Raw genomic sequence first — 22,948 nt, 5'->3', positions numbered from 1 at the left:
TTCCCCTTTGATTAAATGTTTATGCGTTTAAGTTTATTAACGAATGACTGTGAAAAACAGGGACACACTGTCCCTTTTCGTTACGGTTCAAATTCAGTTGCACTCTTCTTCGACGAAAGTCACCAATTGCTTGAAAAGTCGGATCGCTTCTGTAATTTCAAGCCGATAAAACATCTCTGTTCCCTTCTTTTGAACGTTTACTAGGCCCGCTTGTTTTAATATTTTCAAGTGATGAGACACCGTAGGCCTAGACATGGGAATATGCTCGGCGATTTGTGTGACGTTCATGCTTTCCTTGTCGATGAGAAGAGCTACGATTTGCTGCCGAATCGGATCACCCAAGCCTTGGAAGTATGGACTTAACTCCATAAATATTTGAATCGCTTTTTCATTGCAGGTTGGATTCGTCATTGCACACTCCGTTAATAAACTTAATCATTTAAACCAAAGTATATGGGTTCTTCCTTATTTTTGCAAGTCATAAAAACATTGATAGATCAGCAATAAAGTAAGAGGAAGCGAGAATAAGCCAGATGCAATAGGAAAGAAAAGTAGGGAATAGTAAGGGAGGTTACAAAAAAAGTAAAGGTAGGTGCTTGTGTATGAATAAAGGAACGGGGAGCCTGCGCTCTCTTTTGAAAACAGGGAAGGTTAAGAAAATCATCGGTGCAGCTTTTTTGTCTGCGACACTCATGTTTTCCCTTCCTCATACGGGACAGGCTGTGGGCAAAGGTGCTCATGGGCCAGATATTTATGTGATTCAGGGGATGTTGAAATCATTAGGTAGTTACTCGGGTCAAATCAATGGATACTACGATGATGTTACCGTACGAGGTGTGAAGCATTTTCAGAAAAAACGCGGGTTGCCTGTTACAGGAAATGTAGATATTCGTACGTTCCAAAGTATTGTTTATTCCTATGATAGTATCAAATCTGGCAAACGTGGCCAAGGAGGCGGCAAAGGTCACGGTGGCGGAGCGGGCCAAGGAAGCGGCAAAGGCCACGGTAGCGGATCAGGCCAAGGTGGAGGCTTTGGCGGCGGAGCAGGTCAAGGCAAAGGCAACGGCATGGGCGGCGGAGCAGGTCAAGGCAAAGGCAACGGCGGTGGAACTGGCCAAGACCAAGGTAAAGGCTATGGCGGAGGAGCAGGCGAAGGCAAGGGCAACGGCGGTGGAACAGGTGAAGGCCAAGGTAAAGGCAACGGCGGTGGAACAGGCGAAGGCCAAGGCAAAGGCAACGGCAGTGGAACAGGTGAAGGCCAAGGTAAAGGCAACGGTAACGGCGGTGGAACCAGTAACGGCGGTGGAAACGGAAACGGTGGCGGAAAAGGCAACGGCGGCGGAACCGACAACGGTGGCACTAACGGCAACGGTAAGAACAAGGTGGATAACGAAGGTACTGGAAAAGACTAATTGTGCACGGGAGATAAAAACGCTTCTTCTCTTTTTGGGGACGAAGCGTTTTTCATGTAAAAGAGCTAACTTTAGTTAGTGTTAGAAGGAATTTGGCTAATGATATCATTATTCATGATTGCTATTTAATCAGGCAGGATATCAGAAAAAGTTCGAAGGAGGAAGAGCGATACGCATAAGAATAACAAGTCGGCGTATCCAGGCCTGAAAGAATGCAAGCAGGTAACTGATCAAATGACAGAAAAGTACAACGATTGCATGCAAGGAGGATTATGGTACATACCAGACCTTTTGAATATGAGCAAGACGAAGCATTTATTTGGGAATTGTACTGTTCTACGAGAACCGAAGAAATGGCTCTTTGGGGTTGGAGTGAGTCGGACAAGCTTGCTTTTTTACAGTCGCAGTTTATCATGCAGCAGAAATCTTACCAAATGCAGTTTCCTGCTCAGAAGCATCAAATCATTCTCCGATCCGAGCAGCCTATCGGTCGGATGATCACGGATGCGAGCGGAGATGCTTTGCATCTTGTAGATATTTCTTTGCTGCCTGCTTATCGGGGACAAGGTGTTGGTTCTAGCATGATTGGCGGTCTGCAAAAAGAGGCTCAAGCTTTCCAATTACCAATCCGTTTACGTGTTTTACAAGGGAATCCCGCCTTTCGACTATATGAACGACTTCATTTCATCGTGACAGACTCAACGGGGCTGTATATCCAAATGGAATGGCAGCCACTTCTGCAAAAATGACCTAACTGTTCGTTCGACAACGGAAATAACCACTTTACATAAGGAGGAAGCAACATGGCAGAGCCATTTCTTGGAGAAATCAGGATGTTTGGAGGAGATTATGCACCACAAGGATGGGCATTATGCGAAGGACAGATCTTATCTATTTCTGAAAACGACACATTGTTTAGTTTGATTGGAACCACATACGGCGGGAATGGACAAACGACTTTTGCGTTGCCTGATTTACGGGGACGTATCCCGCTTAATCAAGGGAAAAATCCGAGTACAGGAACTACCTACGTGATGGGTGAAAAAAATGGTGTAGAATCAGTCACCTTAACCGTCCCACAATTACCCGCGCATACGCATACGGTCCATGCATCATCGCAGCCAGGAACGCAGAACAGCCCTGCCAATGCTGTATGGGCAAAGAATGCGCAGCAATATTCAGCGAATGCACCTGATGGATTAATGAACGCGTCCAGCTTGAGCAGTGTAGGTGGGAATCAACCACACAGTAACCTGATGCCGTTTACGGTTATTAATTTCATCATTGCCCTGTACGGGATCTATCCTTCACAACAGTAACATCCAAATCGAACAGGAGGATTTTACATGGAACCATTTCTTGGAGAAATTCGATTTTTTCCATTTGCATTTGCGCCAAAGGGTTGGGCCTTGTGTAATGGTGCGGTGCTGTCTATCAGTGGAAACCAGGCACTGTTTTCCTTGTTAGGTGTTTCTTATGGAGGGAACGGAACCACCACTTTTGCTTTACCAGATTTAAGAGGCCGCGTCCCTGTTCATCAAAACAGACTAGCGGATCGTCCAATCGTAACGCTTGGTATGTCAGCTGGCGAAGAAACCCATGTATTAACGACAAACGAGATACCCGCCCATACCCATACGGCAACCGGCTCAAATGCAACTGCCAATGACAAAGTATGCGCTGGGAACTACTGGGCACAAGCTTCCGCTACAACTTATGGGACAACCCCGGATACGACGATGAGCGAGAGTGCATTGCAAACGATAGGGAATAGTGCACCTCATACGAATATGCAGCCGTATTTGGTCGGGAATTTTTGTATCGCGATTCAAGGGGTTTACCCGTCACGAAACTAGAGGAGGTACTATCATATGGATCCGTATATTGGAGAAATTCGTATCTTCGGTGGCAACTTCCCACCGAGGGACTGGGCTTTTTGTGATGGACAATTGATCTCGATTCCTTCCAATCCTGTATTGTATACGGTATTGGGAACGAAGTATGGTGGAGATGGCAAAACGACATTCGCGCTTCCCAATTTAAGAGGCTCAGCACCGATGAACCAGGGGGAAGGACCTGCCTTGACACCGCGTGTGGCTGGTGAAACAGGTGGTGATGTCAACATCACTCTGCTGCAAAACGATATTCCGGCGCATACTCATGTTCCGAATGCGTGCGTAACTCCTACAGCGGATACACCAACAGGGGCGAAATGGTCTTCCACCGTTGGCCGGGGATCTGTCATTCCTTATTCCAACACGAGTGATGGGACACAGCTTAGCCCGCAAGCAATCGGCACTACTGGCGGGACTCAACCTCATAATAATATGCAACCTTATCTTGGACTCTCGTTCATCATTTGTGTGAGTGGCGGAAATTTTCCGTCGAAAGGATAGGAACTGTATCTTGGACGCCCGATGCTGTGTAGCAGAAGGCGTCTTTTTGAAATGACGCTCACAGCCCTTCTTCCATCTTTTCCTACTTTTCGTATTCTTCTTGCGAGACGTATGCATTATAATGGATATGTCCGTGATACTAAACGATCGCTTGGAGCAGAACGATCGCAGAGGATGAAGCAGATGACGAAGATAGAAATACTGAAAAGCATGTTGACGAGCGATCAACGCAATGCGCCAGTATGGCTGTTATTAGGATTAGAGCATGCTGAGCAGGGGGATCGTACGGAGGCTTTACAGGCGTTTACGCAGGCCCTTGCCTATGGAAATGAAGCGATGAAGGAAAAAATTGTGATCGAGCTCAACAAGCTACAAAAGGAATCCCCATATTCGCGGACGTTAAAAGGGATCCATCAGAAGGATTCCTCTACATATACTACGATGTTTACACCTAAGATACGCGTCATCGAAGGGGGCAAAGGGAAGGCCACCGAGAAATCGGTTCAACTCGTTGAAAAAACGGCGAGTTTTGGAATGGTCGGCGGGCTTGGACGAGTAAAAGAGGCAATCTTTCAAAGACTCCTACATCCTATTTCGCAACGGTTGCCTCAAAAGAGAAGTACCATTTTACTTTACGGACCATCAGGGTGCGGAAAATCTTTGCTAGCAAAAGCAACTGCAGAAGAATGCCAGGCTCATTTTTTCTCCATGGAGATCACAGGCGGCCGAAGTATGTATACGTCGTCGAACAGGCAGTTCAACATCCATGACTTACTGGCAACAGTCCCTGCCAATAAACCGTTTCTGTTCCTTTTAGATGAACTAGACGCTTCCAGCCATTACGAAGAGAATACGAACTCCAACAGACAGGGGATCGATTCCAAATGGCTTCAGCAGATAGCGGAGGCAGGCGAGTACGACGAACGATTCGTCTTGATGGGAGCAACCAACGTTCCATGGGAATTGGAGCCTTCCATGCTCCGAGCGGCTGGTTTTGATCACTGGATTTTTGTTGGACCGCCAGATCGGCAAGCTCGGGAGGATATTTTTCGCTTAAAACTGGAGGGCCGTCCTTCTGAGAAGCTCGATTATGGGCATTTAGCAGGATGGACAGAGTTTTATTCGGGGGCAGACATCGAGTATGTAGTGGAGCTCGCAACGGAGCAGGTATGGCATGATATCGTAACAAAAGGGGTCGATCGCCCGATTCAAATGAGCGATCTACGAGAGGCTATTGCAGCTACCTATCCAACAACCATTGAGTGGTTGAGGACTTTGAAAGAACATTTGAAACAAGTGGATTACAACGGAATCTATGATGAAGTGTGGGACTACCTGTCTCTTCATAGTAGAATCTGATATCAACGAAAAGACTGTCGGCTCACTATCAAGCTGCGGTCTTTTTTTGACACAAATGTTAGAATATTGACTCAATATAGTCTTTTTTGTACGCTGAGTATAGGTATAAACAGTTGCTGGAAGGTGGAGGATACGCGATGAAAATAATAGATATATCCCGTCCGCTCATGGCAGGTATGCCGACCTGGCCAGGGGACACTCCCTTTCACTATGTCGTAAACTGGCCCAAAGCAGAGAGTGGCTCAGTCAATGTCGGTAAAATAACGATGAGTGTACATACGGGTACACATGTGGATGCTCCATTCCATTTCGATGATGATGGTCGAAAAATGGCGGCATTGCCTTTGGACCTGTACATTGGAGTGGCAAGAGTGGTAGAGCTTACTGGACGTTCCAGCATTGGCCCAGAAGATTTTGCCCACGTTGATCTGGAGGGGGTGGAACGCTTGTTGCTCAAAACATTATCGTGGAGCGACCCCAATCAGTTTCCATCAACCATCTGTCATCTGCGAGCGGACTTGCCAGCGTTCCTCGCCCAAAAAGGCATTCGGCTGATTGGAGTGGATATCCCATCTGTCGATCCGTTGGATAGCAAGGAACTGGCTGCTCATCATGGGCTGCACCAGCATGATATTCATATTTTGGAGGGGCTTCTGCTCGATCATGTCGAACCGGGTGATTACGAACTGATCGCACTGCCGCTGCTTTTAATGGAAGCAGATGGAAGTCCAGTACGTGCAATCTTGCGTCGTTCGTAAGGCTGCATATTGATAAAGCAGTGATTTTCTCGAATAATAACAGTGTAACTACAAAAACCATCATCACGGCGTACGTATGAAGGGAATGAAAAAGTAGATGGAAGCGATGACCTTTGTCCTTTTTGGCGCGACAGGAGATTTAGCCAAACGCAAAATTTTCCCTGCGCTCTTTAACTTATATGTAGATCAAAAGTTGCCTGCTGCCTTTTCGATTATCGGTGTGGGGAGAAGGGCCTGGTCTGATGACGAATTTCAAGAATCTGTTCGCCAGTCTGTCCATGAGTTTTCCCGTCGCGCCCAGATTGATTCCCACGAGCTAGACGCTTTCTTGTCTGCTTGTCGCTATGCGGAAGTAGATGTCATGGAACCACGTGCTTATGTAACGTTACATGATCTGGTCCTGCAAAGAGAGCAAGAGCTGCAAATTCCGCAAAACCGGATGTTTTACTTGTCAGTAGCCCCTCAATTTTTCGAGGGAATTGCAACCAATGTCAAAGGCAGCGGACTGGGTTCAACGACAGGCTGGAAGCGTCTGATCATTGAAAAGCCATTTGGACATGATTTGCAATCCGCGGAAGAATTGAATGAAAAGCTGGGGAAAGCATTTTTGGAAGAAGAAATTTATCGCATTGACCATTACTTGGGAAAACCAATGGTCCAGAATCTCGAGGCTCTCGAATTTGCGAACCCAGTCTTCCAAGCTCTCTGGAACAATCAGTACATCGCCAACGTGCAAATTACGGCGAATGAAACGGTCGGCGTTGAGGATCGGGCTGGATATTACGAACCTGCCGGGGCACTGCGCGACATGCTCCAAAATCACATGCTACAAATGCTCATGATCATCGGCATGCAGCTACCGAAGCGAATCACGTCCGCCCATATCCGCGAAGAAAAGCGCAAGGTGATGGCAGCCGTGCGTCCGATGAAGAAAGAAGAAGTTCGCACCCACGTTATTCGCGGTCAGTATAGCGAGGGACATATTCAAGGAACGCCTGTGGCTGGCTACAGGGACGAGCCTGGTGTCGATCCCGTTTCGATGACAGAAACGTATATTGCTACGCGTGTCTGGATTGATGACCCGTTTTGGCAAGGGGTACCATTTTATATTCGCACGGGAAAAAGACTGCAAGAGAAGTCAACCAGGATCGTTATTGAGTTCAAAAATCCACACGAAAAGCTATATCAGGAGCAAAATGAAACGACATCCCCTAATTTGTTGATCATCAGCGTGAATCCGAACGAAGGTATTGCCTTGCAGGTAAATAGTAAGAATCCGACAAATAGCGGTAAGATTGAGCCGGTGACGGTAGATTTCAGTGCAGGGACAAATGACGTGCCGGAAGCGTACGAGCTGCTCTTGTTCGATGCACTCCGCGGGGATTCCACCTACTTTGCGCATTGGGATGAGGTTCGGCTGTCATGGGAGTGGGTGACACCGATATTGGAAGCCTTCGCTGAAAATTCGGTGCCGCTCTTTACGTACGAAGCTGGCTCATTCGGACCGAAGGCCGCAGAGCAATTACTTGCTGCGGACGGATTCGTGTGGTGGCTGGATAAGGTCGAAGAACGAGTGCCGGTCACTTCAACGAGATAGACAAAAAGAAAAGGGAGCGGATGAGATGCGATTTGGCGTAATCGGAACGAACTGGATCACCGAGGAATTTATCCAGGCTGGTCAAGAAGTAGAAGGATTTTCTCTTCAGGCTGTTTATTCACGTACCAGCGAACGCGCCAAGGAATTCGCTGACAAGTACCATGCTCCATTTGCCTATAACAGCCTAGAAGAAATGACTACAAGCAAAAATATTGACGCGGTCTATATTGCGAGCCCCAACTCCTGCCACGCGGAACAAGCGATCCAGTGCATGGACGCGGGGCTACACGTATTATGTGAAAAGCCACTGGCTTCCAATGCGATTGAGGTAGAAGAAATGATCGAGGCAGCGAAAAGAAATGACGTGCTGCTCATGGAGGCTGTCAAATCTACACTATTGCCCAATTTTTTTTCGATACAAGACAACCTGCACAAGCTGGGAAAAGTACGACGCTTTATTGCTAGTAATTGTCAATATTCTTCGCGCTATGACGCGTATCGCGAAGGGAAGGTTTTACGTGCTTTTGATCCTGCTTTTTCAAACGGAGCCTTGATGGACATCGGTATTTATTGTCTTTATCCGTCACTCATCCTTTTTGGCAGACCAGACGACATCAAAGCAGAAGGAATTGTGCTTGATTCTGGAGTGGACGGGGAGGGCAGTATGCTTTTGAAGTATCGAGAGATGGACGCAATCATTAGCTTCTCGAAAATTACGACCTCCTATCAACCAGCAGAAATTCAAGGGGAGGACGCTACGATGGTGATCGATCGAATCAACCATCTCAAAGAAGTGGGCATTCGTTACAGGGACGGACGAATCGAGCAAGTGACAAGGCCTCAAACCCCGAAGACCATGCATTATGAAATAAGAGAATTCCTACACTTGGCGAGGAGCGGGGCCAGACAATCTGCTACGAATTCGCATGAAGTATCCAAAATGGCCATGCAGGTCATGGATGAAGCGAGAAGACAGATGGGGATTGTTTTTCCAGCGGATCGTAAAAAACAGTAGGCAAAGGGGAGGGCGTTTGTGATGAAAATGTATGATGTAACTGCCACCGTGTACGAAGGAATGACGGTGTATAAAAACAAGCCGGAAAAGCAGCCGAAAATACGTACCGCTACGAATGGCTATGTAACAGAATCGAGAATCGACATGGACCTTCATTCTGGTACCCATGTAGATGCTCCCCTGCACATGGTGAATGCTGGCGATACATTTGAGAGTATTTCCTTGGAAAAGCTAGTGGGCAATTGCAAGGTTCTCGATCTCACAGCGGTAGAAGACAGGATCACTCGCTCCGACTTGGAGTGCTTCGATCTTGTGCGAGGAGATTTTGTCCTATTTAAAACGAAAAACTCTTTTGAAGAGGCGTTCTCTTTTGAATTCATCTTTCTGTCTGAAGAAGGAGCAGAATATTTAAGTGAGCTGGGTGTGCGGGGCATTGGTACCGATGCACTTGGAATCGAACGCGCCCAGGAAGGACACCCCACACATAAAAAGCTGTTTGCAGCGGGAGTCATTGTCGTGGAAGGCTTGCGGCTAGCTGAGGTCCCGCCAGGCGAGTATTTTCTGGTAGCTGCACCACTCAAGCTGATCGGCACGGATGCAGCCCCGGCAAGGGTCCTATTGTTTGAAGGATTACATAGCGTATAATGGTGACTGTCACCCGCCTGTGAAGATCAGGCGGGTGCTTTCGTATTGGAATGGGGATGCATGGTGGTATAATTTGTCTATCCAAAATGAATGACGAGGAGTGGGAAATACATGCTCAGACGACCAGACCGCGATGAATACGCTGCTTATTTTGACTATTATATTGGGCTTGTACCTGAGGGGGAGCTGCAAACGACCCTCACACAACAAGGTGAGAAGCAAGTCGCGTTATTTTCGTCACTAGCGCCCGAGCAAATGGATTATCGGTATGCACCAGGTAAATGGACGGTAAAAGAGGTTTTGGGTCATCTCGTCGATACAGAACGCATCATGAGCTATCGCTTGCTGAGAATCGCGAGAGGAGATCAGACACCCCTCGTCGGTTTTGATGAGAATGCTTTTGTAGAACACGGGTGTTTTCAGCTAAGAGACCTCTCTGATTTATTGGAAGAGTATAAGGCTGTTCGGGCTTCCACCATCGCGCAGGTGCGAGGAATCTCTCCAGAAGCGTGGTTGCGTACAGGACTTGCCAACGGAAACAAGCTATCTGCAAGGACGTTGGCCTATGTGATTGCTGGACATGAAGCTCACCATACTACCATTTTGAAAGATCGGTATTTGGGGTAGCTCAGAGCCTCTCCTTGTTTGTCGGCAACAGCTGGACGAATATTTTTCCGGCAAGAGACAGTCCTTTTCTGTTCCCCTGTGGATGAAAGGGACAGACTTTCAGAAAACAGTCATAGGAGCAAACGGGAGTTTAACAGGCTATTCGGGTGGCTTGTGGCGAAAGGAATGGCTACTAGCCCACGAACAATGTTCGCAAAACAAGGAAAAATAAGGTAAAATTTGAGTGGAGTAGTGAGAAAAGACAATTTCATAGGTGGAAACAGGTTCCTTAGGGCGTACCAATTCGCCAAAAGGATAATAGGGAAGCTCGGTGCAAATCCGACACGGTCCCGCCACTGTAAGAGGGGAGTCAGCGTCCAACAAGCCACTGGTCTATCAATATAGACGGGGAAGGCGACGCTAGATGATGAACCCAAAGTCAGGAGACCTGCCTGTTTCGACAACACTGATAGACCTACGGGAGATAGGGAGGTGTTAGAGATGGCTTGCGAAAAACAGCGAGTGGACAAGTACGCCCCTCCTTTTCTGGCATTTTCTAACGATCGTCACGGTCGAGTAGAAAATGCTCTTTTTATTTTGGGCAGGATAAAAGAAGAGGAGGGTGTGCGAATGCAACTTTTTATTTGCCAATGGTGCGGATATGTCGAGGAAAAAGAGCTGCCTGAAGAATGCCAGGAGGGCGTGCTTCATTGCACTTGCTGCAGTATGGAAGAGGTAGAAAGCCTGTTCACCTACACCTGAAAGCCTGACCAAATCAGCTTGCAATCAGAAAAGAAAGAATTTTGTTGACGCTTGCCTTGGAATTTCTTAGAATAAAGCTCAACAGCATAATTAGTTCTTATCCAGAGAGGTGGAGGGTCTGGCCCGATGAAGCCCGGCAACCGTTGCATATTGCGACAAGGTGCCAATTCCTGCGAGACGTTTCGTCTCGAAAGATAAGAAGCGGGTTACTCCATCAGTAGATGAACCTTCTTCTTAGCGAAGAAGGTTTTTTTCAATTTCATATTTTCTTTATCCAGAGAGGTGGAGGGACTGGCCCGATGAAGCCCGGCAACCGTCACGCATGTTTGTGACAAGGTGCCAATTCCTGCAGGACATATACGTCCTGGGAGATAAGGAGGGGGAGCAGTAGCTGCTAACAAGCCTTCTTCTTATCGAAGATGGCTTTTCTTTTTATCTAAAATTCGGGGTATGGGGTGGTCAGGATGAGTGCAGAAGTGGTACGCGTGGGATTATTGGGATTGGGAACAGTGGGTGGAGGCGTAATCAAAACGATCCGTTCGCAGCAGGAGAAGCTGGCTTCTCGTCTGGGTAAACGAATTGAGATCGTCAAGGCATTGGTGCGTGATTCGGAAAAAGAGCGGGCGGTTCATATCGACCCGGCATTACTGACAACAGACTTTGAGGATGTATTACGCAGCGATGTGGATATCGTGGTGGAAGTCATGGGCGGTGTAGAACCTACCTATGACTACGTCCGTGCTTTGATCGAAAAGGGCTGCCATGTGGTAACTGCCAACAAAGAACTCCTGGCGAAAAAAGGAACGGAGCTAGTCGATTTGGCAAATCAGCATCAAGTGCACCTTGCCTATGAAGCGAGTGTGGCAGGGGGCATCCCGATTTTGAGCGTGCTCCGGCAGTTCCTACGGACGAACGATATTCAAGGCGTTCGCGGTATTCTTAACGGAACAACGAACTTCATTTTGACGAAAATGGAGACAGAGCAGCTCTCTTACCAGGAGGTGCTCAAGCAAGCGCAGGAGCTGGGCTATGCGGAAGCGGACCCTCGTTCCGATGTAGAAGGCTTTGATGCTATGTACAAGTTGTATATCTTGGCACAGCTTGTTTACGGAGAATCGCTGCCTTTAGCAGATGTTGTTCGCAAAGGAATTGCAGATTTGTCTGCAGGTCACATTCGGATTGCGAGCGAGCTGGGGTACCGGATCAAGCTGATTGCGCAGGCCTATCAAGCTGAGAAAGGAATTCGCCTATCAGTTGAACCAACCATGCTTTCGCTGAGCCATCCGTTGGCGCAAATCCACGACGCGTTTAATGCTGTCCAGCTATCCGGCAACATCGTGGGAGACTTGTTGTTTACAGGAAGAGGGGCAGGAGAGCTCCCTACAGCAAGTGCAGTCGTGGAGGATTTGGCCTATTTATTGACACAGCCATTCACACCGCATCCTACTTGGAAAGAAAAAACGGCTGACAAAGCTGGAGCCACGGTGGACTCGGTAGAACACGTCCTATGTTACCTTGAGGGCTCATGTCATACTGCTACGCCAGATCGTGTCCTGCATTTCCTTCAGCAGGCAGGAGTCAACGTGCATAAACTAAAAGTCCAATTCGACTTGGGAGGCGTCTTGCGCGCAGGTTTGATCGTAACAGGAATCAGTGAAGAGCACGAGTCCCTATTGAAAAATGATTTCGGTTTAGAAGTGCGCTGCTTCCCCATTATCGAATCTGCGTAAGTAAGAGGAATCATAAGAAGAAAAGCCGTATTTCTAGTTACCTGGAAACACGGCTTCTTTTGTCAGGGGGCAGTCTCCACCGCTTTTGCACGCGGCTGTATACGCCCGTCACTTTGTATGTCGACACTCTCAGAAATGGATTCAATGCGTTTTAGCAGGGCAGCGCCGTTGCTTTCATTCATGGGTACAGCTTGTCCCAATTCTGCGTGAAACGGAAGCATCGTCAGCTCACAATCACCGCTTTTCGTACAGTTTGCTTGCAGGACCATCGTTTCCCAAGTCTTGGGTTCGTTTGATCGTGTGAAAATGAAATTGCCGAGACTGTACGCTATCCATTTGTCGTTGTATCGTTCAAAACCTTGAAGGACGTGGGGATGACCGCCGACAATCAAATCTGCACCAGCATCGATGTAGGCACGAGACAACTCTTTTTGATGATCGACAGGATAATCAGCGCGTTCCTTGCCCCAGTGTGCAATCACGACGACGAGATCCGCTTGGTTGTTCGCATCTTGGATCGCTTTTACTGCTAGCGTAGGATCATAGGAAGCGGCCATACCTGGCTGGGAATCCCCTGCATACCAGCTCGTTTCGGGAATGACCCTGCTGAAGCCGAGAATCGCGATCTTGATGCCGTTCTTTTCTATGAATACAGGTGAATAGGCACGGCTGGCATCCTTACCTGCGCCGACGTATTCAATCCGGTTTTCGTCTAAAGCGTCAAAGGTATCCAGCAATCCCGGAACTCCTTGATCCATGGAGTGATTATTGGCGAGATTCACCACATCAATCCCGGCGTTTTTCATGGCCGGAACAGCAAGTGGCGACGACTTGTAGACATACGCCTTGTTCTGTGCAGCAACTCCTGTTTCGGTGATCGGCGTCTCCAAATTGGCAATCGTGAGATCATCTTGCAAAAAGAGCGAGCTTACATGCTTGTATGGGTAGTCATAGCTGTTTGCGAGTAAGGTTTTCTCTACATTCCCTGACATCATGACGTCACCGACAAAGGTGAGCTGCACAGAAGTCTTTTGGTTCACGGTATTGTCAGGAGCAGGCTGCGTGTTCGGGTTGGCATGTTCTCTATCCATAGCAGTTTGGAATAGGTAGTAGGTTCCGACGACGAAGATGGCCAACACGCTAAATAGGAGCGTGTTCTTTCCAACACGTGCCCATTTTCTGCGTGAGTGCTTGCGCCGAACTTTTCCCCGGCTTGATCTGGTCTCGTTCATTTTTCCCCCTTGTCATTCTATCCTTACATAAATGAATTTTGATATCCTATAAGTAATACGAAAAGAGGCGAAAAAAGGTGCGATTAACTTTTGATCATTTGGTTCATTTTGTACAGCGAACTCCTCAGGAAGCATCGGAACAATTTTGCCAAGCGGGTTTTCATGCAGTAGCTGGAGGGCGTCATGCGTCTTGGGGGACATGGAATAGCCTTAGTTATTTCGGACTCTCTTATGTTGAATTTTTGGCGGTTGAACACGAGGAGCTTGCTCGACAATCAGATAATCCGCTCGTACTTCAATGTATCGAGGATGAAGCAAAGGGAGAAGGATTTGGTCAGATTGCGCTTCGTACCAACGAGATGGATGCGTGGGCAGAGCGCCTGCGAAGCCAAGGTTTGCAGGTTACTGGACCTGTTGCGGGAAGTCGTACGCGTGATGATGGCACGACGCTTCGGTGGCGGATGTTATTCCTCGAAGATGCAGATAGTGCTCTTCTACCGCCATTTCTCATTGAATGGTCGCAAACAGATGAAGAAAGAATAGAAGATTTGACTAATCGTGGCATCATTGGCGCACATCCGAACGGTGCAGCCCATCTCCAGTCAGTAGGCTATGCAGTAAAGGATCTGGAAGAAGCAACAGCACGTTGGCAAAGCTGGTTCGGATGGAAGAAGAGCGAAAAATTCCACGATAAAGAACTGGGGGCCATCTGCCAAGCATTTGAACTTCCGGGTGGAAATGTAGTACTTTGCCAACCGACTGAAGAGGGATTGGCGCAGACTGCATGGGAAAATCGCGGGCAAAGACCGTTTTTTGCGAGGCTGGCAGGAGCGAGCCAAAAAAGCGAGTATAAGATTGGTGGAGGATCTTACTTTCTAGCAGCGCTGGAATAGTCGTTTAGAACCTAATTACGTAAGTGTCCCCATCTGACACACACATACAAGGGGTGGTACCAACGAAGTTGACACCACCCGTAATGTAGATAGTTTAATCATCTACCAAGCCTATTTATTTTTGTTTTCAGCATATCCGTTCGTCTCTCGTAAAAGTAGATTTGGAACAAGACGAATATATAATAGTTCCCCAATAAGTTCTACAATTGTTTGCGTTACGATTACAGCAGACACTACCCCGTTTAGAGGTTCAGGTAGCGCCAGTGCAAAAGGAAGAACGACAAGAGAGTTACGGGTTCCTGCACTAAAGATAAGAGCCCGCCCAGCTCCGGTATCTAAACGGAATATACGAGAAACGATACGTGCAATAATCGGTGTAATGGCCATATATGCTACATAGACGGGAATCACTTGGCTAATAAAATGAAAAGAGGTATATAGTTTAGCGATTTGGGATGCAACAACAATGAAGAGGGTTAGTGCCATAAAAGGCACAGGAAGCCATGCTGTAGCATCAAGAAAACGTTCTCCGTTTGGTTGGCGTCTTGACCACCATTGAGTAAGTAGAGCAAGTACCAGTGGAACAACAATAAGACCTAAAAATGCTTCGAGAAACGGCCCGACACTCACAATTTCTGCCGATGTCGTGCCCATAAAAAGCCATAGATAAATAGGCAATAAAAGCATTTGGGTGACAAAGAGTATAGGGGTTGAAACCAAAACAAGCTTTTCGTTCCCTCGCCCAAGATGTGTAAAGACGATAACATAGTCAATGCAGGGGGTAAGCAAAACAAGAAGTACACCTAATAGAATTGCTGGATCGGTTGGAAGAAACCGAGTTAACCCCCAAACAAGGATAGGTACAGCTATGTAATTCGTAACAAGTAGCGCATAGGTGAACTTTCGGTTCGTCAGTGCCTCTTTTAAACGAAAAAACGGTATTTGAGCAAACATTCCATACATTAAGATGGCAAGTATGAACGAAATCATGCTATCTAAGCTCTTACTGGATTCTGGCCACAACAAGCCTGTTCCAGCGGCAATAATTAGTACGAAAGCATAAAGCCATACTTGATTCTTTTCTAATTGTTCTCTTGAAATCACTCTTGCACTTCCCCTTCCTAACACGAACCCGTATTTTCTATCTTCTCCAAGCATTCCGCCCATGTAAGACATTTACAGCTTAGCCCTCTGTCTAGTATCTGTATCATCGAGTTAAGCTGTTTTTTCTTCTCCTTCACTCCTTGACTTAAAGTTAACTTTAAGTTTAATGATCAATTATATCTCGTTACCAAAGGGGGAAGATAGTATTGAGTAAAGAAATATCTGTCGTTTGTTGCCATACGGTTTTTGCCCATTCTTAACGTTTACAGTCATTGCAAGCAACGACGAGAACCCGGTTTTGCTAGAACTTACCGGAAACGAAGAAGCGAAAGCATTCAAACCAAAAACCATCTCGTAATCAGAGAGGGTTTTTGGTTTTTTATGTCGTACGTTCCTCGATCCCTGGATGCCAACCGTTTTCTTACCCAGAGGATTCTTGTGATGCTGGAATGCCCAATCTGAAACGGAATGAAAATTAGAATTTGTAAAAATGGTGAAATTTGGATGAAAAAACGCAAAAATGAAGATAAAATACAAGACAGAAGAGAAAGTGGAGGTGATAGGGATGCTCATAGTGAGTATCTTATTAACCATAATACTAATTGTTCTGTTAGTCATTATTTACAAAAAACGTGAAGAAACCGAGTCGAACCTAGGGTGGAAATTTATTGGATATTTTTGGTTAGGGGGATTTGCTTTTAAGGGAGACGAGACCCCCTTACCTTTAGGTTTTTTGTTATTTCTTTTGATTTTCCGCCCAAAGACGAATGTTAAAACAAAAAAACGTTCCGCTTATCTCGGTTTCATATGTTTCCTCATCCTGCATTTGATTTTGCCAGCAGTGGAGAGGGATCTGTTTGAACGTCCACGAGATGTAGTTGCTGCCAGCGACAATATGTTTCAAATCAATTTCACGAACGATTGGATGACTATACGAGATCAACTCAAAATCGAAGAGCGTGCACGGCTGGTATATTTTAAGGCGCATTATCAAAAAAATGGTCAGATAGATGACTTGTACTATTATGTAGTCAGCGTTTCTGGAAAGAACTCTGTTTATTATGATATTAATTTTTCTGCTGACACAAATCGATATACAATTCGCGCTGAGAAAATTGGTGTTGAAGGGTTAGAATATGTGGAATTTGTAGAGGCTTCGAGGTTTTTTGAAGTTTTGGATGAGGTTCAGGTCCGAAACCTTTCTCTGGAACAGCCATTTGTAGGGTATACCCTCAGATTCGATGGCGAACGGATAAAGGATACTGACGAGTATCAGCAAAAATATGTGATCCTGGGGAAAGAAATCAAAACCATTACGAGGGATCAACTTCCGACGGAAGGGTACCCCATCAATCTTTGCGGGAAAGAGAAGCCTTACGAATTACCGACTGGCTCTGGAGTATCAAACAGATGTGAAGCGAATGCAGATTTCTTTTTTGATGACTGAATAATGAAAGAAACCACCTCGCATTGGAGGTGGTTTTTTTACTAGGTGCCAAACGTCTTTTTGGTTAAATTCCGGTACATCACCAGCATCGCGATACGCCAAGGTACGAGCATACCGAATGCGAGCAAGAAGAACAGTCCACCTGTTTGAATCGGTGTAAAGCTATCATTGATCAGCAGTTTAATAATCAGCCGGATGACCAACAGACCGGACAAAATGAAGAAAAACGCACGGGACCGTTTCAAATACACATCTTGCCCAATGATTTCGAAACGTGACGTCATAATCAACGGAATCGAAAAGATAAGCCCAACCACAAAGGCTGCAATATCAAACTTGGGCGGTAATTGCGCCTCCGGGAACAAGAACATCGCAAATCCTGTCGCCATAAAGAAAGGTGGCAAAATAATGCTTTTTGCAGAAGCCGGCTTTTTTTGCCGACGCATTCTCACAAAGATCACTGCAATGGCCATCACGAGAGGCAGCAAGATTCCCAAAACGGGAGAGGAAAGTATCTGCATGGAAAAACGCCTCCATAAGTGTTCAACATACTTCCACTAGTGTACACCAAAGCATGGTCTGTGGGAAAGCGTTTGTCATGGCATGTTACATTCCGATACTAGGCAGCTGCTTCATCGTGAGAGCGTACATCCAGCTTATGCTTTTTACTGTAGAAGAAAGTCAACAAGCCAAAGATCAATGTCACCGATCCGATGAAGAGGAGGTAGCCGCTAATGCCGAGAAGGTCCAGCCCAACCCCTGTAATCGCGAGAGCCAACAAGAAGAATCCACGATCCAGCATGCTTTTGAAAGAAAAGAATCGACCTTGCTGGTGTGGAGGTAGGCGCTTCTGGAAAATCGTTGCGATAACCGGGAAGAAGAAAGCAACGACAAAGCCGAACATGGAGAAGGAAGCAAGCACCATGAATTTGTTATCAGCGAATGACATGCCGAACTGGGACAGTGCGAAGAAAAAGAGCATGATGGTGGACGCTGCCACAAGGTTTCTGCGGCCTATCCACCGTTTTGCCAAGAGCCCCCCAATCAAAATGCTGATTCCTTCTGCTGCATAGATCCATCCCATGAGCTGAGGTTCCTGTTGCAGCTCGCTAAAGTTCAAGATCATCAGGTTCACACCGCCGAGGAACAAGGTGATCAACCCGTTATTAATCAATCCGACAAACAAGGCTGGGTCCTGTCGCGAGATCGTCAGTACTTCGCGAAACTCCACTTTTTCCTGAATCTTCCGAGAAGTGACTGGAGGAATGCGGAGAAAGAGCGTGACGACAGCGAGTACAGCGTACGCGATGATGGAGCACACATACAGCATGGATAGGTCCATAGACGCAACGAGTATACCGCCGATCGCTGTTCCCCCAATGCGCGAGAGGGTAGAAATATTCAAATACGCGCTGTTTGCTTTGAGTAACTCGTCTTGGGAAAGGATGGCTGGCAAGGAAGCCTGCACGGTCGGAAAATAAAACGCAGCAGAGCATTGCATCACGATCAAAGATACGATCATCCACAGAAGAGAATCGTTTGCAAGAGCCGGGAACATGAAGACTGGGCTGAGTGTTCGGACCAGGCTGGCAAACAGCATGATCTTGCCCTTGTCGTACATGTCAATCACCACACCCGCTTTAGGGGCGAGGAGAATGCTGACCACCAATCCACACATCAGAATCAAGCCCTTCACCGTATCAGAAGGAACGAGTTTCTGCATGAACGAAAGATTGGCAATAATCGAAATCCACATGCCCGCTCCCGCGACGATCTCTCCGCTCATTAAAAGCAGAAAGGTACGATTACGCCATAACATGAGAGCCACTCCAAACATTCGTTAGATAGGTAAAAATTTGAACAGATCCATTCATTTGATAAAAAACGATTTATCTAGTATAGCATTCATGCAAACGCTTGTATATTTATTGTCTTTGTGGGTATTCTTCGCATTCATAACGGACAAACTAACGCAATGCTGCGGCCATTACGCCCAAAAGGAGCTATTCGTAAATGGCGCGAAAACGAACGTTGCTACTGTTGATCGTGTATGGATTTGCTGCGACACTCACGATCTTTTATGGATTGGTGGAAAAGCATAGCGTCATTGTCACGTTCTTTTCTTTTCATGTGCTCGTTTGCATCTGTATCCCCGTCATTCACGGATGGTGGGAAGGAGATTTGCGAAAGCACGGGCGCTTAGTGTGGGGAAGTTTTGAATGGCAGGGTACTTTATACGGACTGGCATTTGGCGTTCTTATGTTGACAGGAGTGCTGGCTGGGCTTTGGTTGCTCCTGCAGGAACCGGGAAGACCTGAAGCTGTTCGAATAGGTATGGAAGCATGGGGGATTGAACGCCGCTGGATTTTGGGTTTTTCCTTCTACCTCGTTTTCATTAACTCGCTGCTGGAAGAGTTGTTCTGGCGAGGCTTCGTATTGCAGCGGTTGCGCGCATCCTTATCCATCTTGATGTCCATTTTTCTTTCCAGCTTTTTTTATTCTTTGTATCACCTGATTATCTCTACGATCCTATTTGGTTTTCGAAACGGCTTGCTCATTACGTCGATGGTTTTTGGTGCTGGGCTGATTTGGGGATGGATGAAAGGAATGTTTCCTTCGATTTATCCAAACTGGCTTAGTCATTTGTTCGCGGATTTGGGTCTCGCACTAGCTGTGATTCTCTGGATTTATTGACCGGATAGGAGGGAGAAACTGATGCTGGCGATTCATGAAGAAACGAGGCTTCGCAAGCGATTGCTCAGTATACTTCGGCAAAACAGTGAAGCATTTCAACTTTACTATGACACGTATGGTTATACCCCGGTTGAGCCGTTACTGGACTATCTTCATACGCTGAAAGGGTGCGCATACATAACCAGGCAAGATCTTCATCAAGTCGTGGAATTCGATCCGGAGCGGAGTGTCGAATGGGACGGTGGAGCACTCATTCGAGTTACCTACGGATTTTTGCCTTCGATTGCAAAAAGCAGGCTCATCGAGATCGTACCACCTGACGTTCTTTATTACGGAACACATCGAAAGTTAGTGAAACAAGTACTCACTGGCGGCCTGTTGCCGATTGCCAGTGAGTATGTGCAGCTTGCGGATAGACCGGAGCATATTGGAGAGCCGACAGACACATTGCGCCTCGTCACTGTGAATGCAAAGGAGGCCCATGAAGCCGGGATTTGCTTTTACCGAGTGGGTGAACACTATTGTTTGAGCGATGCTGTCCCAGCCGGTTATTTGCAGATGTACGCAGATTAGTTCGACTCGTTGTTTCGACGTGCCTCGCGCCTTTGTAGCTGGTGCTGGCGTTCTGCCAAAACGTCGCTTCGATCTCTCAGGGTATGCTTATTCAGCAAGTAGGGGTCTTGCATATCGCTATCCCGATGTTCAGGGTGATTTTGTATCATACAAGCCTCTTGATACGCCTGTTTCAAAGCATCAGACATGGGCAAGGACAGACTTCTATAGGGCTGACCATTTTGTATTTCCGTCAGGCGCTCTTCAAGCAGGCTCGCTAGACTGTCACTATCCAACCCAAGCTTTTGGATGTCAAGATGATGCTTTTTAACAAGGGATATGGCGCTTGTGAGCATTTTGATTGCACCTGACTGATTCCCTCGTCTCTGGTGATAAAGAGCGACGGAGATTTGAATCAAGCCAACCCATACTGGCTGTCGCTCATGTGGAGGAGCGCTTTTCCAATACTCCTCGAGAATTTCATGACACTCAAAATAATCGCGTTCTACATGAAACTGGATCAAATAATCCAGATACGGTTGTGGATACATGGTGATCTTCACCTCACTGCTTGGTTTTCAATAGTTCGTTTATGTACTATTATAAAGCATAGAGAGTAGAAAATGAGGTGTAAAACCATTTATGACAAGAGATGAACTCGTAGCCGTATTGGAAAAAAAGCGAATGACCGAAATCATAGAACTGATCGAGGATGCTGAACAGGGAGAACTGGAAGAGCTCGAGCTCGTGGAAAGCCTGGGATTGCTCATGGATCAGGAGTTGAACAAAGAAGTCATTTCGTTATTGGAGAGCTTGGGAGTCACCATTATTTACTTGAGCGGTGATGAAGAAGACGAAGAGGAAGAAGACAACGAAGACGACGATAATTAGTAAAAAAGAGAACCAACCTTGTGCATGGTGCCAGGTTGGTTTTTGCATTCCTTACTTTTGCGTCCATACGCGATTTTTATTTCGTGTAGCGGGGAACTTTTCCCCTCTGGAAAGCTCGATGATCATCGGGTCCTGCACACTTGCGCCGGATTCACCAATCTCCATGTATACGGCATTTTTCGGAGACTTTTCTCCTTCACGAAAACGACTGTGTTCTCCCACGAAGGCACCTTCTTCCTAAAGGAATTGTCATCTGAATTAGTATGACCCGGTACACTGGCTTCATGCTTTCCCTTCTATTGACGATCGATTTTGAATTCCTATACGATCATTTTCATTACTTTTGGAGAGGTGAATACATGCTACCTTTGACCTTGAAAAAGGAATCCAATATATCTTATCACGAGCAATTATACCAACAAATTTCATCCTCGATTCGAAGCGGTGAGCTTCCTTCCCAAGAGCAGTTGCCAACGGTTAGGGAGTTGGCGGCACAGTTGAAAGTCAATTACAACACCGTTCGCAGCGTGTATTTGCGTCTCCAGCAAGAAGGGCTGGTTGATTGTCGGCAAGGGAGGGGAACGATTGTAAGCAACAGCGCAAGTGACGCGCTCTTGACACGTAACCCGATCCATCTTGCTTTACTCGCCAAAGAAACCATTCATAAAGTAAAAGCAATAGGCTATTCCATGGATGAATTCTCTCGCGTCCTTTCCTGTGTGTTACAAGAAATCAATCAGTTTCCGGTTCTTTTTTTGCGGTTCACAGAGCTGGAGGTCACTGAATATATGCGGTTGGTGCAGTACCATCTTCCGAGTGTGATGGTCGAAGGGAGAACTTTCGAGGATTTTTCCCAGCAGGTACAATGCGATGCGAATTTTTTGCAACAATACAAAGCCATCGTTATCCCTCCTTGTGTTAACCTGAAACTTCCGAAGGATGCTCCTCCTATCGTTAGCCTTGATTTTATCCCGGACCCGACAACTGTGATCCCTGCCATGGAGGCCTACCCACGAAATACGAAAGTTGGATTGATCTGTGCGACCATACGAGGTGGTGCGGGGATGATCAATGATCTCTACAACGCAGGCATTACGCATTTGGATATTCGGACAATAGAAGCGAACCATGCCGAAGTGTTTGATTTGATTACATCTTGTGATGTCGTGTATATTTCCAAGCCTGGCTATATGGTGAAGCCTCATTTGCTGACGTTGCCAAAAGTAAAGGAATTTCAAGAAATCCCCGACCACCACGGTATTAATGAGCTGCGCAAGCTCGTTACCCATTAAGTTAGATGAATGAGTATGCTCTCATGTACCGGAGTTACCGGCAGAATCCGTTATTTTTGGGGCAGATTGTCGGAAAAGCGCGATCGAATCAGCGTTTGACCACTCCAACTGCTGAATTGCCTACGAGACATCCGCTGATTTTGACTAGTATATAGACTTCTGTCCATGCCGATATGCCTTCACCTACATACCTTGTAGATGTAACGAACAGGAAGGGGTGAGGTTAATGAGTTGCGGATGCAGAAGATCTCGTCGCAGATGCTTTAAATGCTGCGAAAAGAAAGTGTACAGAAAGCATTGCTTCTACAAGCCACACTACAAAACCCATTGTAAACCATACGGTCGTAGTTGTGGACACGGTCACGGTGGTGGTTTTGAACACTTTGGCGGCGGTTATGGCGGTTTCGATGGTTACGGCTCCTCTTATGGTGGCGGATACGGTGGAGGGTTCGGTGGCGGTTACGGTGGAAGTCACGGAAGTAACGAGAGCAAGTATTAATAGAGAAAGGCGCCGCGGTGGCGCTTTTTTCGTTTTTTCGCAAGTTTTGCGCAATTTGTCGTAC

Annotated in this window: 27 protein-coding genes and 3 riboswitches; of the genes, 20 read left to right on the top strand and 7 right to left on the bottom strand. The window is 46.6% G+C overall.

Translation table 11 applies throughout. The features are described 5' to 3' along the window. Positions 1-93 precede the first annotated feature (93 nt). Positions 94-411, bottom strand: a complete 318-nt coding sequence (locus tag PMI05_RS26170) for a metalloregulator ArsR/SmtB family transcription factor (RefSeq protein ID WP_007728447.1) — start codon at positions 409-411, stop codon at positions 94-96. Positions 412-602: 191 nt separating this feature from the next. Between PMI05_RS26170 and PMI05_RS31725 the strand changes: the two genes are divergently transcribed. From PMI05_RS31725 to PMI05_RS26105, 13 genes are all read left to right on the top strand, one after another. Beyond that, positions 603-1,412, top strand: a complete 810-nt coding sequence (locus PMI05_RS31725; protein ID WP_007728446.1) for a peptidoglycan-binding protein — start codon at positions 603-605, stop codon at positions 1,410-1,412. A 272-nt stretch (positions 1,413-1,684) separates the two neighbouring features. Continuing rightward, positions 1,685-2,161: a GNAT family N-acetyltransferase gene (locus tag PMI05_RS26160; RefSeq protein ID WP_007728445.1), complete on the top strand. Its 477-nt coding sequence runs from the start codon at positions 1,685-1,687 to the stop codon at positions 2,159-2,161. 54 nt (positions 2,162-2,215) lie between these two features. Next, positions 2,216-2,731: a phage tail protein gene (locus PMI05_RS26155; protein ID WP_007728443.1), complete on the top strand. Its 516-nt coding sequence runs from the start codon at positions 2,216-2,218 to the stop codon at positions 2,729-2,731. Positions 2,732-2,758: 27 nt separating this feature from the next. Further along, a complete protein-coding gene (locus tag PMI05_RS26150; RefSeq protein ID WP_007728441.1) occupies positions 2,759-3,268 on the top strand; it encodes a phage tail protein in 510 nt (169 codons plus the stop codon). A 15-nt stretch (positions 3,269-3,283) separates the two neighbouring features. Then, on the top strand, positions 3,284-3,808 hold the full coding sequence (locus PMI05_RS26145) for a phage tail protein (RefSeq protein ID WP_007728439.1): 525 nt from the start codon (positions 3,284-3,286) through the stop codon (positions 3,806-3,808). Between the two features lie 183 nt (positions 3,809-3,991). Next, the gene (locus tag PMI05_RS26140) at positions 3,992-5,167 is read left to right on the top strand and encodes an ATP-binding protein (protein WP_039961400.1); all 1,176 of its coding nucleotides are present in this window, start codon (positions 3,992-3,994) and stop codon (positions 5,165-5,167) included. A 137-nt stretch (positions 5,168-5,304) separates the two neighbouring features. Then, positions 5,305-5,925, top strand: a complete 621-nt coding sequence (kynB, locus tag PMI05_RS26135; protein WP_007728437.1) for an arylformamidase — start codon at positions 5,305-5,307, stop codon at positions 5,923-5,925. A gap of 97 nt (positions 5,926-6,022) precedes the next feature. Further along, the gene (zwf, locus tag PMI05_RS26130) at positions 6,023-7,522 is read left to right on the top strand and encodes a glucose-6-phosphate dehydrogenase (RefSeq protein WP_007728436.1); all 1,500 of its coding nucleotides are present in this window, start codon (positions 6,023-6,025) and stop codon (positions 7,520-7,522) included. Between the two features lie 25 nt (positions 7,523-7,547). Next, the gene (locus PMI05_RS26125) at positions 7,548-8,537 is read left to right on the top strand and encodes a Gfo/Idh/MocA family protein (RefSeq protein WP_007728435.1); all 990 of its coding nucleotides are present in this window, start codon (positions 7,548-7,550) and stop codon (positions 8,535-8,537) included. Between the two features lie 21 nt (positions 8,538-8,558). After that, the gene (locus tag PMI05_RS26120) at positions 8,559-9,182 is read left to right on the top strand and encodes a cyclase family protein (protein ID WP_007728434.1); all 624 of its coding nucleotides are present in this window, start codon (positions 8,559-8,561) and stop codon (positions 9,180-9,182) included. A 111-nt stretch (positions 9,183-9,293) separates the two neighbouring features. Beyond that, entirely contained in the window at positions 9,294-9,809 is a 516-nt protein-coding gene (locus PMI05_RS26115) for a DinB family protein (RefSeq protein ID WP_007728433.1), read from the top strand. Positions 9,810-10,053: 244 nt separating this feature from the next. Then, a riboswitch (cobalamin riboswitch) is annotated at positions 10,054-10,259 on the top strand. A 21-nt stretch (positions 10,260-10,280) separates the two neighbouring features. After that, positions 10,281-10,550, top strand: coding sequence for a hypothetical protein (locus PMI05_RS26110; RefSeq protein ID WP_157230967.1), 270 nt, complete (start codon positions 10,281-10,283; stop codon positions 10,548-10,550). A 94-nt stretch (positions 10,551-10,644) separates the two neighbouring features. Continuing rightward, a riboswitch (SAM riboswitch) is annotated at positions 10,645-10,751 on the top strand. Between the two features lie 66 nt (positions 10,752-10,817). Further along, positions 10,818-10,928, top strand: a riboswitch (SAM riboswitch). Between the two features lie 86 nt (positions 10,929-11,014). Beyond that, a complete protein-coding gene (locus PMI05_RS26105) occupies positions 11,015-12,280 on the top strand; it encodes a homoserine dehydrogenase (protein ID WP_007728430.1) in 1,266 nt (421 codons plus the stop codon). 62 nt (positions 12,281-12,342) lie between these two features. Here the strand turns inward: PMI05_RS26105 and PMI05_RS26100 are convergent, their stop codons facing one another. Next, positions 12,343-13,512, bottom strand: coding sequence for a CapA family protein (locus PMI05_RS26100; protein WP_007728429.1), 1,170 nt, complete (start codon positions 13,510-13,512; stop codon positions 12,343-12,345). A gap of 77 nt (positions 13,513-13,589) precedes the next feature. Between PMI05_RS26100 and PMI05_RS26095 the strand changes: the two genes are divergently transcribed. Then, on the top strand, positions 13,590-14,405 hold the full coding sequence (locus PMI05_RS26095; protein ID WP_007728427.1) for a VOC family protein: 816 nt from the start codon (positions 13,590-13,592) through the stop codon (positions 14,403-14,405). Positions 14,406-14,516: 111 nt separating this feature from the next. Here PMI05_RS26095 and PMI05_RS26090 read toward each other — a convergent pair whose 3' ends face one another. Next, positions 14,517-15,509, bottom strand: a complete 993-nt coding sequence (locus tag PMI05_RS26090) for an arsenic resistance protein (RefSeq protein ID WP_039961411.1) — start codon at positions 15,507-15,509, stop codon at positions 14,517-14,519. Positions 15,510-16,074: 565 nt separating this feature from the next. On the opposite strand from PMI05_RS26090, the gene PMI05_RS26085 reads away from it, so the two are divergent. Beyond that, entirely contained in the window at positions 16,075-16,956 is an 882-nt protein-coding gene (locus tag PMI05_RS26085) for a hypothetical protein (RefSeq protein ID WP_007728424.1), read from the top strand. Positions 16,957-16,997: 41 nt separating this feature from the next. On the opposite strand, the gene PMI05_RS26080 is transcribed toward PMI05_RS26085, so the two are convergent. Both PMI05_RS26080 and PMI05_RS26075 read right to left on the bottom strand, forming a co-directional pair. Beyond that, the gene (locus PMI05_RS26080) at positions 16,998-17,477 is read right to left on the bottom strand and encodes a CcdC family protein (RefSeq protein ID WP_007728422.1); all 480 of its coding nucleotides are present in this window, start codon (positions 17,475-17,477) and stop codon (positions 16,998-17,000) included. Positions 17,478-17,575: 98 nt separating this feature from the next. Beyond that, the gene (locus tag PMI05_RS26075) at positions 17,576-18,775 is read right to left on the bottom strand and encodes an MFS transporter (RefSeq protein ID WP_007728420.1); all 1,200 of its coding nucleotides are present in this window, start codon (positions 18,773-18,775) and stop codon (positions 17,576-17,578) included. Positions 18,776-18,969: 194 nt separating this feature from the next. Between PMI05_RS26075 and PMI05_RS26070 the strand changes: the two genes are divergently transcribed. Beyond that, on the top strand, positions 18,970-19,650 hold the full coding sequence (locus PMI05_RS26070; RefSeq protein WP_007728419.1) for a CPBP family intramembrane glutamic endopeptidase: 681 nt from the start codon (positions 18,970-18,972) through the stop codon (positions 19,648-19,650). A 21-nt stretch (positions 19,651-19,671) separates the two neighbouring features. Beyond that, positions 19,672-20,223: an RNA 2'-phosphotransferase gene (locus PMI05_RS26065; protein WP_007728418.1), complete on the top strand. Its 552-nt coding sequence runs from the start codon at positions 19,672-19,674 to the stop codon at positions 20,221-20,223. Here PMI05_RS26065 and PMI05_RS26060 read toward each other — a convergent pair. Beyond that, positions 20,220-20,753, bottom strand: a complete 534-nt coding sequence (locus PMI05_RS26060; RefSeq protein ID WP_007728417.1) for a DUF309 domain-containing protein — start codon at positions 20,751-20,753, stop codon at positions 20,220-20,222. The two genes, PMI05_RS26065 and PMI05_RS26060, sit on opposite strands and share 4 nt — an antisense overlap. 91 nt (positions 20,754-20,844) lie before the next feature. On the opposite strand from PMI05_RS26060, the gene PMI05_RS26055 reads away from it, so the two are divergent. Beyond that, complete coding sequence (locus PMI05_RS26055) at positions 20,845-21,093, top strand: hypothetical protein (RefSeq protein WP_007728415.1); 249 nt, start codon at positions 20,845-20,847, stop codon at positions 21,091-21,093. Positions 21,094-21,144: 51 nt separating this feature from the next. Here PMI05_RS26055 and PMI05_RS30370 read toward each other — a convergent pair whose 3' ends face one another. After that, on the bottom strand, positions 21,145-21,315 hold the full coding sequence (locus PMI05_RS30370; protein ID WP_007728413.1) for a YjzC family protein: 171 nt from the start codon (positions 21,313-21,315) through the stop codon (positions 21,145-21,147). 137 nt (positions 21,316-21,452) lie between these two features. On the opposite strand from PMI05_RS30370, the gene PMI05_RS26050 reads away from it, so the two are divergent. Continuing rightward, positions 21,453-22,385 (top strand): GntR family transcriptional regulator, encoded by a 933-nt coding sequence (locus PMI05_RS26050; RefSeq protein ID WP_007728411.1) that lies wholly within the window; start codon positions 21,453-21,455, stop codon positions 22,383-22,385. A 226-nt stretch (positions 22,386-22,611) separates the two neighbouring features. After that, the gene (locus tag PMI05_RS30365; RefSeq protein WP_081496880.1) at positions 22,612-22,884 is read left to right on the top strand and encodes a hypothetical protein; all 273 of its coding nucleotides are present in this window, start codon (positions 22,612-22,614) and stop codon (positions 22,882-22,884) included. The last annotated feature ends 64 nt before the right edge of the window (positions 22,885-22,948 follow it).

Origin of the sequence: Brevibacillus sp. BC25, assembly GCF_000282075.1 — a bacterium.
Taxonomy (GTDB): domain Bacteria; phylum Bacillota; class Bacilli; order Brevibacillales; family Brevibacillaceae; genus Brevibacillus.
The sequence above is the reverse complement of the archived record's forward strand: the minus strand, read 5'-3'. Positions and strand labels throughout refer to the sequence as shown.